This is a genomic window from Schaalia radingae, assembly GCF_900106055.1.
In the GTDB taxonomy this organism is placed as follows: Bacteria; Actinomycetota; Actinomycetes; order Actinomycetales; family Actinomycetaceae; genus Pauljensenia; species Pauljensenia radingae_A.
In genome coordinates, this window is sequence record NZ_LT629792.1 from 863,512 (window position 1) to 880,327 (window position 16,816).

16 protein-coding genes are annotated in these 16,816 nt (G+C 61.0%); 9 read left to right on the forward strand and 7 right to left on the reverse strand.

Features of this window, described 5'->3' with window-relative positions; translation table 11 throughout:
• Nucleotides 1–15 precede the first annotated feature (15 nt).
• From BLT69_RS03785 to BLT69_RS03800, 4 genes are all read right to left on the reverse strand, one after another.
• Entirely contained in the window at nt 16–1,533 is a 1,518-nt protein-coding gene (locus BLT69_RS03785; RefSeq protein ID WP_157886342.1) for a hypothetical protein, read from the reverse strand.
• Nucleotides 1,526–1,861 (reverse strand): hypothetical protein, encoded by a 336-nt coding sequence (locus tag BLT69_RS03790; RefSeq protein ID WP_058236422.1) that lies wholly within the window; start codon nt 1,859–1,861, stop codon nt 1,526–1,528. Before BLT69_RS03790 ends, BLT69_RS03785 begins: the two co-directional genes overlap by 8 nt.
• Nucleotides 1,858–2,202, reverse strand: a complete 345-nt coding sequence (locus BLT69_RS03795) for a YbaB/EbfC family nucleoid-associated protein (protein WP_157886343.1) — start codon at nt 2,200–2,202, stop codon at nt 1,858–1,860. The genes BLT69_RS03790 and BLT69_RS03795 overlap by 4 nt, the downstream gene beginning before the upstream one ends.
• Before the next feature lie 250 nt (nt 2,203–2,452).
• The gene (locus tag BLT69_RS03800) at nt 2,453–4,132 is read right to left on the reverse strand and encodes a class I adenylate-forming enzyme family protein (protein ID WP_092648450.1); all 1,680 of its coding nucleotides are present in this window, start codon (nt 4,130–4,132) and stop codon (nt 2,453–2,455) included.
• A 133-nt stretch (nt 4,133–4,265) separates the two neighbouring features.
• Between BLT69_RS03800 and rbfA the strand changes: the two genes are divergently transcribed.
• Genes rbfA through BLT69_RS03815 form a run of 3 tightly spaced genes read left to right on the forward strand, consistent with a single transcriptional unit; the run spans nt 4,266 to nt 6,736 of the window.
• Entirely contained in the window at nt 4,266–4,781 is a 516-nt protein-coding gene (gene rbfA, locus BLT69_RS03805; protein WP_092648451.1) for a 30S ribosome-binding factor RbfA, read from the forward strand.
• 14 nt (nt 4,782–4,795) lie between these two features.
• Nucleotides 4,796–5,743, forward strand: coding sequence for a tRNA pseudouridine(55) synthase TruB (gene truB / locus BLT69_RS03810; RefSeq protein WP_070725946.1), 948 nt, complete (start codon nt 4,796–4,798; stop codon nt 5,741–5,743).
• Nucleotides 5,744–5,746: 3 nt separating this feature from the next.
• Nucleotides 5,747–6,736 (forward strand): bifunctional riboflavin kinase/FAD synthetase, encoded by a 990-nt coding sequence (locus tag BLT69_RS03815; protein WP_058236427.1) that lies wholly within the window; start codon nt 5,747–5,749, stop codon nt 6,734–6,736.
• Nucleotides 6,737–6,773: 37 nt separating this feature from the next.
• On the opposite strand, the gene BLT69_RS03820 is transcribed toward BLT69_RS03815, so the two are convergent.
• The 3 genes from BLT69_RS03820 to BLT69_RS03830 all read right to left on the reverse strand — a co-directional run bounded on the left by BLT69_RS03820 (nt 6,774) and on the right by BLT69_RS03830 (nt 10,016).
• Complete coding sequence (locus BLT69_RS03820) at nt 6,774–8,072, reverse strand: MFS transporter (protein ID WP_092648452.1); 1,299 nt, start codon at nt 8,070–8,072, stop codon at nt 6,774–6,776.
• The gene (locus tag BLT69_RS03825) at nt 8,069–9,373 is read right to left on the reverse strand and encodes a glycoside hydrolase family 1 protein (RefSeq protein WP_092648453.1); all 1,305 of its coding nucleotides are present in this window, start codon (nt 9,371–9,373) and stop codon (nt 8,069–8,071) included. Before BLT69_RS03825 ends, BLT69_RS03820 begins: the two co-directional genes overlap by 4 nt.
• Before the next feature lie 70 nt (nt 9,374–9,443).
• Complete coding sequence (locus tag BLT69_RS03830) at nt 9,444–10,016, reverse strand: YbaK/EbsC family protein (protein WP_058236430.1); 573 nt, start codon at nt 10,014–10,016, stop codon at nt 9,444–9,446.
• A gap of 230 nt (nt 10,017–10,246) precedes the next feature.
• Here BLT69_RS03830 and rpsO point away from each other — a divergent pair, with 230 nt between their 5' ends.
• The 6 genes from rpsO (at nt 10,247) to BLT69_RS03860 (ending at nt 16,802) form a co-directional block, all read left to right on the forward strand.
• Nucleotides 10,247–10,516 carry a 30S ribosomal protein S15 gene (gene rpsO, locus BLT69_RS03835; RefSeq protein ID WP_058236431.1) on the forward strand — a complete coding sequence of 90 codons (270 nt, stop codon included), beginning with the start codon at nt 10,247–10,249 and terminating at the stop codon, nt 10,514–10,516.
• Nucleotides 10,517–10,705: 189 nt separating this feature from the next.
• Nucleotides 10,706–13,126 (forward strand): polyribonucleotide nucleotidyltransferase, encoded by a 2,421-nt coding sequence (locus BLT69_RS03840; protein ID WP_058236432.1) that lies wholly within the window; start codon nt 10,706–10,708, stop codon nt 13,124–13,126.
• 209 nt (nt 13,127–13,335) lie between these two features.
• Entirely contained in the window at nt 13,336–14,028 is a 693-nt protein-coding gene (locus tag BLT69_RS03845) for a hypothetical protein (RefSeq protein ID WP_092648454.1), read from the forward strand.
• A gap of 14 nt (nt 14,029–14,042) precedes the next feature.
• Entirely contained in the window at nt 14,043–15,368 is a 1,326-nt protein-coding gene (locus BLT69_RS03850) for a M16 family metallopeptidase (RefSeq protein ID WP_371935769.1), read from the forward strand.
• A gap of 34 nt (nt 15,369–15,402) precedes the next feature.
• Entirely contained in the window at nt 15,403–16,149 is a 747-nt protein-coding gene (gene dapB, locus BLT69_RS03855; RefSeq protein WP_092648455.1) for a 4-hydroxy-tetrahydrodipicolinate reductase, read from the forward strand.
• On the forward strand, nt 16,146–16,802 hold the full coding sequence (locus BLT69_RS03860; protein ID WP_092648456.1) for a GNAT family N-acetyltransferase: 657 nt from the start codon (nt 16,146–16,148) through the stop codon (nt 16,800–16,802). The genes dapB and BLT69_RS03860 overlap by 4 nt, the downstream gene beginning before the upstream one ends.
• The last annotated feature ends 14 nt before the right edge of the window (nt 16,803–16,816 follow it).

The following is a 16,816-nucleotide window of genomic DNA, read 5'->3' on the forward strand; positions in this document are numbered from 1 at the left end:
GTCGGCAACCAGAAGTTATGACCTCGGCGAGAAGGCGTGTTCAGTGTGATGGCTACCAGTGATGACTGGCACGTTCGAAGCAGGAGCTTCTGGCTCCGTGTCGAACAATGACTGAAAATTCTCCTCGTTGATAATCTGCCGGGACGCATGCGCTCCCCTGAAACCAGATCCGGACGAGGCTGCTGCCGCCATCGAACCACCGGCGCCTGCCATCGCCATCGGCGGAACCATGAAGCCGCGCCCAGTCGCCGCGGCGCCACCACGAGCTGCCAAGGAGGCAGAGGACGCGGCTGACGATTCAGCGGCGTGGAAGCCCAGACGGCCCGCCTGCGTGGGAGCAGATGAAGACGCGTGGACAGCTTCTGCACCTGCCGGAGCCACCGGGATGCGTGAGTCAGGAGTGATATCACCGTTGTGCCGGATACCCGCGAAGGCAGCAGAGTGGCTCATTCTCACATCAGACGCGCTATGAGCGCCCGACACGTCATAGGAGCCTGGCATGCCGTAGGAGCCTGCGTGATACGAACTCGGCAAAGCTGAGGCGTAGTGGGTGCCATAGTAGTCTGAGTAACCCAAGCCGCCATATGCTCCGCCACCGTAATATCCTGAACCTCGGTTCAACGAGGTGCCTCGACCGTACGCCGCAGGATCCATCATCTGACGCTGAGAACCAAAGAGGCCGCCACCCTGTGAGCCACCCGTGATCTTGTTGAGCAGCGCGTTTCCACCAGTGGTGAGAAGCTTGGTGCCGACATCTTTCAGAATCTGACCACCGGGGGTGGCCAGGAACTGATTCAGCAGGCCGCTTACCTTGTCGAACAGGCCCGCAAGCTGACCCAGGAGGCCTTTGAGGTTGCCGATCGACTCGATCACCTTGTTGATCGTTTCGCTGATGCGAGTGGCCAGGCTGGATACTTTGGCGGTGACTTGCTGGATGATCGCCGGCAGTGCCAAACCAGCGGTCGCGACTGCTTCGATTAATGCTGAAGCAAAAGCACCGATGATCTGTGAGAGCGCGTCGCGGACCAGGTCATGAACGACCTGGACGAGGGACGCAGCTACTTCCAGTGCCGTGCCCATTGCATCTGCCCAACGTCCGGCTTTCTCAACGGTCTTGGCGATGTCGCCTTCGAGGGCATTCAGCGCCTGAATGGTCTCACCGCGCATATCGGACAGGTCGACGCGGGTGTGGTTCTGCAGAAGCGTACCGGCTTCAGCGAGCTGAGCGTGAATGTTTTTCCACGTCGCGCTGTAGGCGGCCACCTGGTCGGCATCACCGGTGAACGCATCGAGCCATTCGTCCAGAGGGTGAACATGCTCGATGAGCCACCCCAGACCCATCGCAATCAGTGTGCCCAGCGGGTCGAGGACCGCGGCACCGATATCCAGCGCGGTTGAAAAGAGCGCGACGCCGCCACTGACCCAGTCCTTCGATTCAAAGGCCTTGACGAGGGCCTCACCATCTTCGATCAGCAGCGTACCGGCCAGCTGCCCTGTGGATTCCTGGCGTTCAGCAACCAAAGAATTACTCATGGCGACCCCGCTTACCCCATACGTTTACCTCAGCTTTGAACCCGCGCGTCAGGTCCGCTTCCTGAGAGTTGAAGTCTTCAGTGGTCAATCCGAGCTGCCTGGACGTCCTCTCCAAGGCGTCGGTCGCGCTTTGCATGGTTCGGCGCGCTGCGCTTTCCATGATCAACAACGGAGGCAGCAAGATCGGGGTGCAGAGAAGCCCAAAAGCGGTGCCGCCTATACCCGCTTCATATGAGGCCTGCTTAGCCAGGTCAACAGCGCTGGCCACCTGTGCTACGTGTGCTTTGTGCTGGGACAGTTCGTCTGTTCTGATCTCGAGGTCGCTCACATTTCACCTATCAATCTTGAGACAATCGGAGAATCCTCACCAAACAGTTCGCCCGCGATCGTGTGCACCTGACCGCGAAGGTCCGTGCGCGCCGCGTTGTAAGCCTCCATCACGTCGTAGGCGATGTGATCGGCTGGCACGCCCTGGGCATGACTATCGATATCTGTACTTCTGAGATGACCTTGAAAATTCACCGTGATTCGCACGAGACGGTCGCGACTGGTGCCCTGTCCGGTCACCTTCTCTGCTCGGCGACGAAATTCTGTTGCGGTTTCTGCGTGCTGTTGAGCTTGGGCCACTTGACGCTTGACCCGCTCTTGTGCTTGTGCAATTTCGTCCACACCTAGGAATGTAAACGGAAAACAGGACCTTTGTCCATACCTGACAGCAAATTTCCGCACATTTACATTTGCTCCGTACACCGGCCGCTGCACCGTCATGCAATGTTCTTTTACCGATACGCGTCCACATTGCGACAGAACGTGACGCGTGCGTATGCGCGCACATTCACCCGTTCATTGGATTCAATGCCAATGTGCCTCGTACACGCACATGTCTGGTACACACGCTTCCGGTACACACACCGCCCTGCTAGTCGCCTGGTGCGAACACTGCGCGAAGCGCGGAGACGGTGACCTTGCCGTTGGACGATACCGGCAGTGACTCAACTACCGCCAGGCGCTGAGGCACCTTGAAGCGCGCAAGATATCGACCGGCAAACTCACGTACATCGTGAAGCGATGGCGCTTCGCACCCCTCATTCATGACCAGTACCGCGCTGACAGCTTCGCCCCACTTCACATCGGGCACACCCACCACATGCGCGGATCGGACTCCGTCCATGCGCGTGAGCACCTGTTCAACCTCGTGAGGGAGCACCTTTTCGCCGCCTGTGTTCACCGTGGCCACTTTGCGCCCCACGATGTGAACGAAGCCGTCCTCGTCAATGAAACCCAAGTCGCCGGTGCGCAGCCACGGGCCCCTCAACGATGCCGCGTTGAGTTCCTCGTCATTCCAGTACCCGTTGGTAACGGATGGGCCGGTGCAGATGAGTTCACCAATAGTGTTCGCACGGATGTCTCCCCCGCGCGAGCTGGGCGGCAGAACGCTCGCAACTAACGAGGGGGACTCGCCCGCCCGGGTACCTTCAACTGGGACAGCGTGTGCGTCCAGCCCATCCACCATCTCGATACCGATACGTGTGTGCGGGAAAGGAAAACCGCTGGTTGTGGAGCGGTCGGCTGGAAGACCGGGAACCAGGCACGTACCTGACGCTGCCTGCTCAGTCATCCCCCATACGCTGAACGGTTCAAGGCCTCGTTCGCGCAACATGGCGGCAAGGTCAGCCGGTACGGGTGCGCCGCCGATCAAAGGGCGCGTGAATGAGGGCAACCCATCCGAGGTGAAAGTGGGAACCTGACACATCATGCGGTACATCGTGGGAACGGCGAACATCATCTCCACCTGGTAGCTGCCCAGGGCTTCGACCAGTGCAGCTGGATGGAACGCATCCACGATGATCACCGTTCCGCCCGAGACCGCCAGGTCCAGCGTGGTGCCGTTGAAACCACCGATATGGGACAGGGGAACGCTGACGGCTTCGACGGTGCGTGGACCATATTCGAAGACGTCGCGGAAATTGCGCGTGCCCCACCACAGGTTCTCATGGGTGAGTGTGACGCCCTTGGGATGAGCGGCCGTTCCCGAGGTGTACAAAATTGCGCCGACCGTGTCCGCAGGCAGTGCCGCCACATCAGCAAGCGGCAGGGGAGAGGTCTCAGCAACCGCGCGACTCCACTGGTCAACTGTCACGACGCGTGGCTGGCGGGCCGGGTGGGAAGCGTTGTCGGCGTCGATATTCAAGGTGGTCGCGCGCTCAACGCGGTCAATCTGAGCATCCCCGCAGATGACGACATCCGGCTCGCAGTTGACCAGGATGGCGGCTAATTCCCCGGCCTGCAGGTGCTGATCGAGCGGCACAGTGATGGCTCCTATTGCGGAGCAGGCCACGTGCACGAGCATATGCCAGGCGCAGTTCGGCGCCATGATAATGACGCGGCAGGTGGGCCCGACATTCCAGTCCAATAAGACCTGAGCAGCGCGCAGCGCGTTGTCGAGGCTGTGAGCCAGGGTGCGGCGCGAGGCTTCCGAGTAGGTGTGCGCTGCAGGATCCAGATGCAGCTCGATGAGATTGTCGCGCCCGGCATGGCGCGCAGCGGACAGCGCGAGGAAATGGATGGCGGAAAAATCTGCGTGCGGCTCAGTGATCACGGCTCCTATTATGCAGCCGCCGATGTGCTGACGGTGAACATGAGGTGATGGACACGATCACTAGGAACACGACGGCGCAGACACGTACGATAGAGGGTCGCAACGTTTGTTTACCAGCACAGGAGGCATCACCATGGCAGATGAATCGCGAGTACATAAGGTGGAGGACCGGATTCATCAGACGGTCGCACGCTTGCTGGGCCGACGCATCAAGGATCCGCGCCTGGGGTTCGTGACCATTACAGATGTGCGCGTCACAGGAGACTTGCAGCACGCCTCCGTGTTCTACACCGTCCTGGGTGATGACGAGGAACGCGCAGCAACGGCGCGCGCTTTCGAATCCGCCAAGGGGCTGATTCGCTCCGAAGTGGGCAAGGCATTGGGCATTCGATTGACCCCGACGCTCGAATTCATCCTCGACGCGCTTCCAGAGACGGCCGCCTCCATTGAAGATGCATTGGGCAAGGCTCGTGCGCGTGATGAGGAGATCGCGCGCGGTGCTCAAGGTGCCAGCTATGCCGGCGAGGCAGACCCCTACCGTCATCCCGAAGAAGACGACGAGGAATACGCCGACGAGGGAGGCGCTGACGACACATACGTCGATCAATCAGACATCGACGAGGCCGACGCCGACACCGACGAAATCTAGGCCCGCCCAGATCCATGACACCTACCGATTCGAAGCAGAAGCCACAGCCACCCTCGGGAATTCTGATCGTTGACAAGCCCCAAGGGATGACCAGTCATGACGTGGTGAGCCGTGTGCGACGACTGGCGCACACCCGTAAAGTCGGGCACGCCGGCACGCTCGACCCGATGGCGACCGGTGTGTTGGTGATCGGTATCGGCAAAGCGACGCGGCTGCTCACCTACCTGAGCGCCAGTACGAAGACCTATGACGCCACCATGCGTCTGGGAATCGGGACAACCAGCGAGGACGCAGATGGGCAGGTCACGGAGTGCCCAGGAGCCAGCGATGTGACAGCCGATCAGGTGGCCGACGCTGCCCGTGTGGTGCGTGAACGTGGGTGGCAGGTGCCCTCTGCCGTCTCTGCCATCAAGATCGGTGGGAAGCGTGCGCACGCTCTGGTGCGCGAAGGAGAAGACGTCCACATCCCTCCGCGCGAGGTTCATATCAGCGCGATTGACCTGACTGGGCCGCTCCGCCCGACCGCAGCGGAGGCAGGCGTGCCGGTGGTGGACTGTGATATTCACGTTGAATGTTCGGCCGGCACCTACGTGCGAGCCATTGCCCGCGACATTGCCGAACAGCTCGGCACAGCTGCACACCTGACTGCTTTGCGCCGGCTGCAGGCCGGGGCATTCACCCTGCACGATGCTGCGCCACTGGATCGGCTTGAAGCGCTGTGCGCTGAAGGAGCCGACGTGCCGATCATTCCCATTGGTGAGGCCGTCAGCAGACTCTTTGACACCCTTGAGATTTCTCAGGAGGAGGCCGCGCGCTTTGCTCACGGGAATCCGCCTGAACGCAGCGGCGCGCAGCTGGCTGATATGAATGTGGACCAGCCGATCGGCGTGTATTGTGAAGGCCGGTGTTTAGGCCTGGTGAAGGTACAAAACGGTGCTCTGCGCACGATAAGGGTGTGGTAAGACATGCAGGTGTGGACGTCAATTGACCAAGTGCCACGAGATTTCGCCTCCGTGGTGACCATCGGCAACTTCGATGGTATGCACCGCGGTCATCGGCGTGTGATCTCCGCCTGCGTGGACCGTGCGCGCAAACGTGGGGTGGCGGCAGTGGCCTGCACCTTTGACCCGCACCCCCGGCAAGTCCACCAGCCCGACTCGCATATGCAGCTGATCAGCCCACTGGAAGATCGCCTGAGCGCGATGGATGCTGCCGGCCTCGATCACACGCTTGTCATCCACTATGACCGCTCCTTCTATTCGCTGACGGCGCGCGAGTTCGTCCAGCTCACGCTCGTTGAGGTACTGGGTGCTGTGGAAGTTGTGGTTGGTGAGGATTTCCGCTTCGGCAAAGACAACGCCGGCACGGTCGAAACCCTGCGTGAACTGGGCAGAGAATACGGCTTTGATGTGGTGATGGTCGCTGACATCATCAGCCCGCAAGGTCGGCGCTGGTCGTCGTCCTGGGTTCGTGAACTACTTGACGAGGGTGACGTTGCTCAGGCGGCATATGTTTTGGGCCGACAGCACCGAGTGCGTGGCGTTGTTCAGCACGGATTCAAACGCGGACGCAAACTCGGTTTTCCGACTGCCAATCTGTCCGAGGGGATCGACGGTGTGGTGCCTGCGGACGGTGTGTATGCCGGATGGGTCGTGCGCTCGGTGCCGAATACGACGGCGCGTGAGTTCTATCCGGCAGCGATTTCAGTGGGCACCAACCCGCAGTTCGGTGGAGATAAGCGCACCGTTGAAGCGCACGTGCTGGGGCGCGCCGACCTGAACCTGTATGGCGAGCGCATCGCGGTGCACTTCGTGGAACGCATCCGTGCGATGCAGGCGTTCGACTCGGTCGATGCTCTGACGGCTCAGATGGATGATGATCTGCGGCAAACAGCATTGGTGCTGGGGATCGGCGTGTCAGGACGTGTGGATCCTGATGCTGTGACGGCCAACTGACTGAGAGCAGACATCTGCTCGGCACCAGGCAAGCTGCTCACGCCACGTTCTTCACCCGATACATCACGAGTGCGCCGGTCAGTGCGAGCACTCCGGACAGGATATACAGGCCCGCATAGCCGCCCAGGAATGACAAGGCTCCCGCTGCCACGACCGGTGCCAGCGCATTTGGCGTGACAACCGCGATATTCATGATTCCGACATCGCGTCCGCGTTGCGCGGGGATTGGCAGTACCTCGTTGATCAGCGCCTGATCGACCGCCATGTACACGCCCCACGAAATGCCGAGTACCAGCGCGGCAATAATGACCACCCAGAACGCGTGCGCCCACGCCATGATCAAGCAGGCGGCCGCAACCCCAACGGATGATCCGGCCACGAAAATCAGGCGCCGATGCATCTTGTCAGAAATCGACCCGGCCACCACGGCGCACACCACCACGGCCAGCGCATAGATTCCGGTCAGGATCAGCACGCCCGTATCTGGATCGTCCAGCTTGATGCGATCTCTCAGGTAGTAGAACAGGTAGAACAGAGCCGTCACGTTCCCCAGGGTCACAGCCATGCGCGCAATGAACACCCAGATAAAGTCTGCATATGGACGGTCGGCATTCGCCTGAGCGCCGACGGGTTTCTTCACATCCTCATCACTGTCATCGGTCGCGGCAGGTGTGGTCGGTGAGATCGCGAAGACGCCCTCGCCAGTGGGGACCTCGCGGTAGAAAACCAGGAATTGTACGACCAGGACCACCACGACTGCAGCGGAAATCCAGTAGGCCGGTGCGACATCGAAGACCGTGCCGATTGCCGTGCCGAGGACCAGGGCGAGTGTGTACGTCAGACCCATGACGCCCGAAACCGTGCCGTACTGGTTGGTCGGAACACGGTCGGGTGCCATCGCCTGGCTCGCTCCCACGGCGCTTGCGATCATGATCTGGAACAGCGTCCACGCGATCAGCAAACTGACGAACGAGGATGCCCCGCCCATCCACACCAGCAAGGCAGCTGATGTTACCGCGCCAATCAGCACCCACGGGGATCGACGCCCAAAACGCGAACGCGTCCAGTCGGTGGCAAATCCCCACAATGCGGTGGCGATAATGGAGGCCGCACCGCCGACCGCCATGATCAGCGCAAGGTACTGCTCTTTGCCGTTGTCTCCGAAGAAGTCAAGGACCTGCTTGGCGATGAGGAGCTGGCTGGGGCCCGCCCACGCCAGGTTGATGCCCAGGTAAGCCAATCCGTAGCGACCGATCCAGCCTTTGGTGACGGGTGGTCGCGCATGAGGATCAACGAAGTGATCGTGGTGGTGGGTCTGGTCAGATGCGGTGCTCATTGCGGATCCTCCCGGTAACGCTGGCCGGCAACGTAGGTGTCGTAAAGATCCGGTGTCAGTGCGCCTTCGCGAATGATGTCGCGGTACATGAGGGCGGAGGGTTTGCACGTGCGCTGACCGGTGGCAGGATCCACACTGACCAGGCCGAAGCGCGCTGTCATTCCCTCGCTCCACTCCCAGTTGTCGGTAAAGCACCAGTGGTAGTAGCGCTCGACGGGCAGGCCGCTGTGCGCCAGTGCATTCAGGTGATCCCAGATGAAGCGGCAGCGGAATGATTCGTCGGCGTTTGCATCGCCGTTGTCGCACGTACCGTTTTCAGTGATCCATACGGGTGCGTTGTAGCGCTCAGCCAGTTCGCGTGTCACCTCCACGATGCCGTCAGAGTAGACCTCCCAGCCCAGGTCGTTGACAGGGGCACCGGGTATGGTGCCATCTTCGAGCTTGTCGATCGCGCTGCGCGAATAGTAGTTGATGCCCAGGAAGTCGTAGTAGCGCCCCGGTTTCACTCCGCCACTTGTGCCGAGAGCGACCGGAAACTCACCGACCAGCATTGCCTGTGCGATGGCGTCCTGGAACGCGTAGCGGGCAACGCGGGTGAGTACCCTGTGCGACGGGTTCGAGGCGACGCGCGGCACAAAAACACGCATGTGGTGCGCGAAACCGACCTTCGCTTCTGGTTGCAGCCGGTGGATCAGCATGTAGGCGCGGCAGTGAGCCTGAGCGAGGTGGCGCAGGCAGGCGCGCACGCTGCGCCACGATACATCTGCCGGGGGACCTTCCTGGAACAGGTGCGCCTGCGTGACATAGACATTGGGTTCGTTGATCGTCACCCAGTCGGTGACGAGGTCGCGAAATTCGCGTACTACCCGGTAGACGAAACGCATGAAGCAGTTGATGTTCTCGTGGCGGGTGAATTCACCTCGCTGGGCAAACCAGCACGGATTAGAGAAGTGGTGCAGCGTCACGAGGGGTCGAATCCCTGCTTCGACGAGTGCTTCGAGCTCGTGTCGGTAATGGGCAATGGCGTCAGTGTCGAAGACACCTTCTTCGGGTTCGATGCGCGCCCACTCCAGGGACATTCGGTAGTCGCGAATGCCAAGGTTGCGCATCAGTTCGATGTCCTCGCGCCAATGCTGCCAGTGGTCGACCGCAGTAGCGGGGTCGGAGTTGTCGCGGATAGTGCCGGGCTTTTGAGCCCAGTCATGCCAGTCGTTGTGGGTGTCGCCGCCTTCGATCTGAAGGGAGGACGTGGCGACGCCCAGATGCAGTCTGGTCGGTAAGGTCACGTCGTCGGGATCCATACCGTGATGCTAGCAGGGCGACAGCACGTATGTGAGTGGTCGCTCACAGCAGCATGGGATGTGAGCCTCGTCAGGCCTGTTCGCTGACCGGCTGTGCGAGTCCCTCTATCACCTCGGCACCGGGCAGGGCCGCCAGCAACTCGCCGGGCACCGCCAACTTGGAGCGACGCAGACCTGACCCGATGACACACATGTCGACTATCACGCGTGGATCAAGCAGCAGGCGCCACTGTGGCGGCACGCCCACAGGTGTGATGCCGCCATATTCCATGCCGGAGGCTTCCACTGCTTTGTCCTGCGGCCAAAACGAGCACTTGCGCACGTCCAGTGTCTTCTTGATGACATGGTTGACGTCGGCTCGCGTCGTTGCGCGCACGACAGCGGCAGCCACGCGTTCATCACCGTTGCGCTTGCCAGCAATGAGGACGCAGTTACACGACAAAGCCAGATTCATCTGGTAGTGCTCAGTCATCGCCTCGGTATCGGCGTAGTCTGGATCAATGTCGGCTACAAGGGCCTGCGCAGCCAGCTCCGGCTCGCGCTTGGCCAGTTCCTGAAGTGCCTTCGCGGTAGGATCCGCGAGAAGATCGAGATGCTCGAGGGCAGGGAGCCATGTCGCTGTTCCATCCAATTCAATACTCATATGGTTATTTCAGCCTGCCTGATCAACAGGCGCCACCTGAATTTCTTATGATGAGACATTAAAGCTGAACGTGCGCCATCTCACCGCGCTCGCAGCGTGATTTTCGCCCTGATCAGGCTGAAGTGAGGGCGGAGCGTGTTAGCCTGTATTCGCCGTTAGATCGGCCGCGGGATGGATTGCACGAAGACAAGCTTCGATGCTCCGCGCAGCGAGACATTTGAGGAGAACACGTGCCGCTGAGTAAAGATGTTAAAGACCAGATCATTGCTGAGTACGCAACTCATGAGGGCGACACAGGCTCTCCCGAGGTGCAGATTGCTCTGCTGAGCCAGCGAATCAAGGATCTGACGGAGCACTTCAAGTCGCACCCGCACGATCACCACTCACGTCGTGGATTGATGCTGCTGGTTGGTCGTCGCCGCAGGCTCCTCGGATACCTGTCGGACATCGATATTGAACGCTACCGTTCACTGATCGACCGCCTTGGCTTGCGTCGCTGAGTAAAGCTCGGCCCGGCTCCACCTGGAACCGGGCCGCTTTTGCTATCCCGACTCGACAATGCGCGCCTTGAACGAGCGGTTTTCGACAGTGGCTTACGGAACGCATGAACAGAAAATGCCGGTCCGTGGGCTTCGATCGAAGGCCGACGTCGGGCGCATGACCAGAACAAGAAATGGAGTATTACGCCCATGATGGAAGGCGAAGAAATCACCGCTGCCGAAGCCATTATCGACAATGGCAAATTCGGTAAGCGCACCGTCCGTTTTGAAACCGGACTGCTTGCGCAACAAGCTGCCGGCTCAACGCTGGCATACCTCGACGACGAAACAGTCGTCCTGTCCACCACGACCGCAGGGAAAAATCCCAAAGATCAGTTCGACTTCTTCCCGTTGACCGTCGACGTGGAAGAGCGTTCCTACGCTGCTGGCCGCATCCCCGGATCATTCTTCCGTCGCGAAGGCCGCGCCGGAACTGAAGCCATTCTGGCTGCACGTCTCATCGACCGCCCGCTGCGCCCCGGATTTGTCAAGGGCCTGCGCAACGAAGTCCAGATCATTGAGACCGTTCTTGCGGTTCACCCCGATGACGCATACGACGTCCTCGCCATTAACGCGGCGTCGATGTCCACCCAGATCGCGGGCCTGCCCTTCACTGGCCCGATCGGTGGTACGCGCCTGGCTCTGATCGATGACCAGTGGGTCGCATTCCCGCGTTGGTCCGAGCTGCAGCGCTCCGTGTTCAACATCGTGGTCGCCGGCCGCATCGTCACCAACGAGGACGGCACGGATGACGTGGCCATCATGATGGTGGAAGCCGGCGGCGGCGAGAACGAATGGGAACTCATTCAAAACGGTGCCACCGCGCCGACTGAAGATGTCGTTGCCGACGGCCTGGAAGCCGCTAAGCCATTCATTCGCGCGCTGTGCGAAGCACAGATGAAGGTGGCGGAGAAGGCCTCCAAGGAAACAGGCGAATTTGAGCTCTTCCTTGATTACACCGACGAAGAGTACGACGCCCTCGAAAAGCAGGTGGGTGACAAGCTGGCCGAGGCCCTCAAGACTGAAGGCAAGCTTGCCCGCGACGAGGCCGTTGACGCTGTGCGCGACGAGGCTCTGGCAGCACTTGAGGAACAGTTCCCTGAAGGCGAGAAGGACCTCAAGGCTGCATTCCGCGCCTTGGAGAAGAAGACGATTCGTGAGCGCACACTGCGTGAAGGCATCCGCATGGATGGCCGTAATCCGCGCGAGATCCGCTCCCTGTTCGCTGAGGTCGGTCTGCTGCCTCGCGTCCACGGTTCAGCACTCTTCCAGCGCGGCGAAACCCAGATCCTGGGTGTGACCACGCTGGCCATGCTGCGCATGGAGCAGCAGCTCGACAACCTGAGCCCGATTACCTCCAAGCGCTACATGCACCAGTACAACTTCCCGCCATTCTCCACCGGTGACACCGGCCGCGTCGGATCCCCGAAGCGCCGCGAAATCGGTCACGGTGACCTAGCTGAACGCGCACTCAAGCCGGTTCTGCCCACGCGCGAAGAATTCCCCTACGCCATCCGTCAGGTCTCCGAGGCATTGGGCTCGAACGGCTCCACCTCAATGGGATCGGTGTGTGCCTCAACGTTGTCACTGCTGCAGGCTGGCGTGCCGCTGCGCGCACCCGTCGCCGGTATCGCAATGGGCCTGATGACCGGCGAAATTGACGGTGAGCAGAAGGCCGTGACCCTGACCGACATCCTCGGCGCAGAAGACGGCTTCGGCGACATGGACTTCAAGGTCGCGGGCACCAGCGAATTCATCACCGCTCTGCAGCTGGACACCAAGCTGGACGGCATTGATTCACAGCTCCTGCGTTCCGCGCTCGCACAGGCTCGCGATGCCCGCCTGGCGATCCTCAAGCTGATCCACGACGCGATCGACGGCCCCGATGAGATGTCCGCCAACGCGCCTCGCATCATCACCGTCCAGGTTCCGGTCGACAAGATCGGTGAGGTCATTGGACCCAAGGGCAAGATGATCAACCAGATTCAGGACGAGACAGGCGCTGAAGTTGTCATCGAAGATGACGGCACAGTGTTCATCTCTTCTTCCGATGGTGCTTCTGCAGAAGCGGCACGCACCATGGTCAACCAGATCGCAAACCCGCAGATGCCTGAGGTGGGTGAGCGCTTCGTCGGCACCGTCGTCAAGACGACATCCTTCGGCGCATTCGTCTCCCTGACGCCAGGCAAGGACGGTTTGCTGCACATTTCGCAGGTTCGTCGCCTGGTCGGTGGCAAGCGCATCGAATCTGTCGATGATGTGCTGCAGGTGGGCCAGCAGATCGAGGTTGAGATCGCTGAAATCGGTGACCGTGGCAAGCTTTCTCTGCATGCCGTCGTTGACGGAGAGGCCGCTGAATTCGAGCCGGAACCGCGTAAGGACAAGTCCGGACAGTCCGACAAGGACCAGGATGATCGTTCAGAGCGCTCCGGACGCGGTCGCGGACGCGGCCGTGGAGAGCGTCGCCAGCGCACCCGCACCCGTCGTCATCACAACGACGAGGGCGGCTCTCACGACGCAGACTCGAAGGATCAGTCAGATTCCACTGACTCCTCCGACGATGCTGAGTAAGTGAGAACGCTGAATAAGTCTGAACGCTGAGTGATGCTGACTCGGCAAGGCGCGGCACCCGACTGAGGGTGCCGCGCCTTCTTCGTGGGCTGGCCGAAGGCCTGCCTCGAACAACGCCGGTATGGTCACAGGCAGGTGCGCCGCGGCTTAATGGCATAAGCTAAGTCTGACGCGTGCAACACAGCTGCGAACCAACGAAAGGACAGCTCATGAAGCGCTTCACGGATCCGGTCTTATTCGGCGCCCTTTTTGTCTTGGATACGCTGGCATGGCTGATACTGATGTCCACCGGCGGCATTGAAACCGCAGACCCCGGCTACGTCGCACCGATGACGGTCGGCAGCATCATTGTCATCGCCTGCCCAGCTCTGTTGGTTGCCACAGTTCTCGGCTTTGCGCGCGCTATCACCCGCCAGTCACCACGCAGCTTCTATATGTGGGCATTGTGCATGACGGTTGCCGCCGCCGTGATCGTCGGAATCGCAAGCGCCGCAACATCTGCATGGGGCATTGAAGTGGGATTCGGATGGATGACGTGGTTCTTCGCCATCATGGCTCTCGCACTTCTGATCGCTCTGATCATCGCACTCACCGGCGGCATCCCGTCGGAAAAGCACCTGGGCACCAGCGCCAAGGAGTCCAACGCTGACACCTCAGCCAGTCGCAACGACAAGACGGCAAGCGCCAAAACACGCACAACGGCTCCGCACAAATCCCGCTCGAGCCTGGAAAGCGATCCGCCACAAGACATCGCACCTGTCGGCGCCTCCGCAACTGAAGGCTCCAAGATGACGTCGAAGCAGGCGCGCCAGGGTACCGACCCGCTTGACCTGCCCGACTCGTCAATTACGCCATCCGCGTCAAATGGCACATCAACGAATGCACCAAAGGAATCTCGTTAGTGACCGCACCAACCATAACTGGTATCGATCTTCCACTCGGCGGCGCGCAGGCAGCGGCCTCGTCAATGACCGTCAGCGATGATGAAACGACGGTGACGCGCACGATCCTGCCACGCGGCGTCAGAATCATCACTCAGCACGTCCCCGCCACGCGCTCAGCGGCAATCGGGCTGTGTGTGCCGGTCGGCTCGCGCGACGAAAGCCCTGTTCACGCTGGAGCCACACACTTCCTGGAGCACCTGCTGTTCAAAGGCACACCAACGATGAGTGCGCTCGATATTGCGGTCGCATTCGACGCGGTCGGCGGTGAAACAAACGCGGAAACCGACAAGGAACACACGCAGTACTATGCGCGGGTGCGTGACGCGGATGTGGATATGGCGCTAAGTGTCCTCACCGACATGGTGACCTCCTCATCGCTGGTGCCCGACGCTTTCGACGTGGAAAAAGGCGTGATCCTTGACGAACTGGCGATGGCGAAGGACTCACCGCTCGATGCAGTCCACGAAGCATTCGCTGCCGCTGTTTTCGGTGACACAACGCTGGGCAAACCGGTCGGCGGAACTCCTGAAGCAATCCGAGCCGTCAGCCGTGACGACGTGTGGGAGCACTACCAGTCCCATTACGGTCCAGACCGCCTCATCGTCTCCGTTGCCGGAAACGTTGAACACGACCACATCGTCGACCTCGTCGCTGCTTCGCTCGACCGGGCAGGGTGGCGTGGGGACGAGGGAGACCTCGGACCTGCTCCCAGGCGTGACACAACACCGGCACAGCTGGCACAACCCACTGTCCAGGAACGTCACCGCGACGTCGAACAGGCTCATGTGATCGTCGGATGCCCTGCGCTGCAGGTCGGTGATGACCGCATCCCTGCGATGTCAGTACTGCTGTCTATCCTGGGCGGGTCGATGTCGTCACGCCTGTTCCAGGAGATCCGTGAAAAACGCGGCCTGGCTTACACGACATATGCCTTCAACATGCGCTACTCGAATGCCGGCGCATTCGGGATGTATGCCGGTACGTCGCCCGCACACGTGGAGCAGGTTGAACAGCTCATGAACGAACAACTGCAGGCTCTGGCTTCTGACGGGCCGACCGAGGAAGAGATCGTTCGGGTACGTGGACACGTGCGCGGCGCGATCGCCCTGGGGCTGGAAGATAACCTGTCACGGATGGGCCGGCTGAGTAACGCCGAGCTGACCGGCACGTATTTCACGGTCGATCAGGGCTTGGCCCGCATCAACGCAGTCACCCAGGAAGACGTGCGAGCGCTGGCAGCTGAGCTGGTCAACGCCGAGCAGGGCCGCGCGGTCGTGCTGCCGAACGCGCGCAGCTAAGACAGCCGCAGGCCACCGCGGCGAAGGAGGAGAGATGAACACACTGCGAGTTGCAGTCGTTGGTGCTCGAGGACGCATGGGTGCGACCGTCGTTGAGGCCGTCAGCGCAGCACCAGACATGGAGGTTGTCGCGCGCATCGATGTCGATGACCAGATCGCCACTGACACACTCAACCAGGCGACGGTCGCTGTTGATTTCACCGCTCCGGCCGTGACAGAAGATAATGTGCATGCGTTGCTGGACTGCGGCGTAAACGTCGTGGTGGGGACAACGGGCTGGACCGATGAGTCTCGCGGGCGCGTCGCGGAGCACGCCGAACGCGCAGGTAGATCCGTCATCATCGCGCCGAACTTTGCGATGTCAGCAATTCTGGCGATGAAATTTGCCGAAATGGCCGCGCCGTACTTCGAATCGGCTGAAGTGATCGAGATGCACCATCCGAACAAGCTGGACGCACCCTCGGGCACGGCTCGCGCCACAGCTGAACGCATTGCCCGTGCCCGCCGCGAAGCAGGATGCGATCCGATGCCCGATGCGACCCGCACCGACCCTGAAGGAACTCGCGGCGGCGTCATTGACGGTGTCCCCGTGCACGCCGTGCGGCTGCGTGGACTGGTCGCACATGAAGAAATCCTGCTGGGAAACGAGGGCGAGCAGCTCGTCATCCGCACCGATTCCTTTGACCGCGCATCGTTCATGCCCGGCGTCCTGTTCGCTATCCGTCACGTGCACGAACAGCCTGGTTTGACCGTCGGTGTCGATCAGCTCATGACACTATGAGCAACGCTGATAGCCGCGTCTCAGTACGCCCCGCAACCGCCCCGGATGCAGCCGACATTGCTGCCATTCAGGTCGCATCCCTACGCAGCGTTGCCCGCGCCGTGGGGGGAGCATCCGTTGGCATTCCGTCTCTGGAGGTGCAGCGCGCCTGGAATGACACGCTCTCACGCACACCACCGCCGGGATGCTCCACAATGGTGGCGCTGCACGGCAGCCGCGTTGTCGGGTTCGTGGTCGCGCAGCCGGCACCGTCCCATCACATTGACCATGCGAAGGCACCTGATATTCCAGACGGCCTTGAGCTGGCCGCCCTCGACGTGGACGAGAGATTCAGGCGCTCTGGACACGCCTCCCGCATGCTGGCCGCGATTGTGGATACCGCACGGGAAGCGGGGCTGTCTGCCCGCAGTCTCCAGGTGTGGATCAGCCCCAACGATGAAGCGCGCGTCAGATTCTTCCAGTCAGCAGGTTTTGCGCCGGCAGGGCTGCTCAGACGGCTCGATGTGGCAGGAACGCCGATGACGCAGCACCTGTGGTGGGCAGGACTCGACTCCGCGGGATCAGGTGGCGGTGGCAGGCCGAATGCGCAAGCAGACAGTGCCGGTGCTCGCGGCCCTGAAGGGTGCGGCCACCCTGCAGAATCCACCAACTGAAACAACGCGGCCCC

Coding starts and splice junctions, on each gene's coding strand:
- BLT69_RS03785 (WP_157886342.1), bottom strand. CDS start 1,533: ATGAGTAATTCTTTGGTTGCTGAACGCCAGGAATCCACAGGGCAGCTG.
- rbfA (WP_092648451.1), top strand. CDS start 4,266: ATGGCAGATGAATCGCGAGTACATAAGGTGGAGGACCGGATTCATCAG.
- truB (WP_070725946.1), top strand. CDS start 4,796: ATGACACCTACCGATTCGAAGCAGAAGCCACAGCCACCCTCGGGAATT.
- BLT69_RS03815 (WP_058236427.1), top strand. CDS start 5,747: ATGCAGGTGTGGACGTCAATTGACCAAGTGCCACGAGATTTCGCCTCC.
- BLT69_RS03820 (WP_092648452.1), bottom strand. CDS start 8,072: ATGAGCACCGCATCTGACCAGACCCACCACCACGATCACTTCGTTGAT.
- BLT69_RS03825 (WP_092648453.1), bottom strand. CDS start 9,373: ATGGATCCCGACGACGTGACCTTACCGACCAGACTGCATCTGGGCGTC.
- BLT69_RS03830 (WP_058236430.1), bottom strand. CDS start 10,016: ATGAGTATTGAATTGGATGGAACAGCGACATGGCTCCCTGCCCTCGAG.
- BLT69_RS03840 (WP_058236432.1), top strand. CDS start 10,706: ATGATGGAAGGCGAAGAAATCACCGCTGCCGAAGCCATTATCGACAAT.
- BLT69_RS03845 (WP_092648454.1), top strand. CDS start 13,336: ATGAAGCGCTTCACGGATCCGGTCTTATTCGGCGCCCTTTTTGTCTTG.
- dapB (WP_092648455.1), top strand. CDS start 15,403: ATGAACACACTGCGAGTTGCAGTCGTTGGTGCTCGAGGACGCATGGGT.
- BLT69_RS03860 (WP_092648456.1), top strand. CDS start 16,146: ATGAGCAACGCTGATAGCCGCGTCTCAGTACGCCCCGCAACCGCCCCG.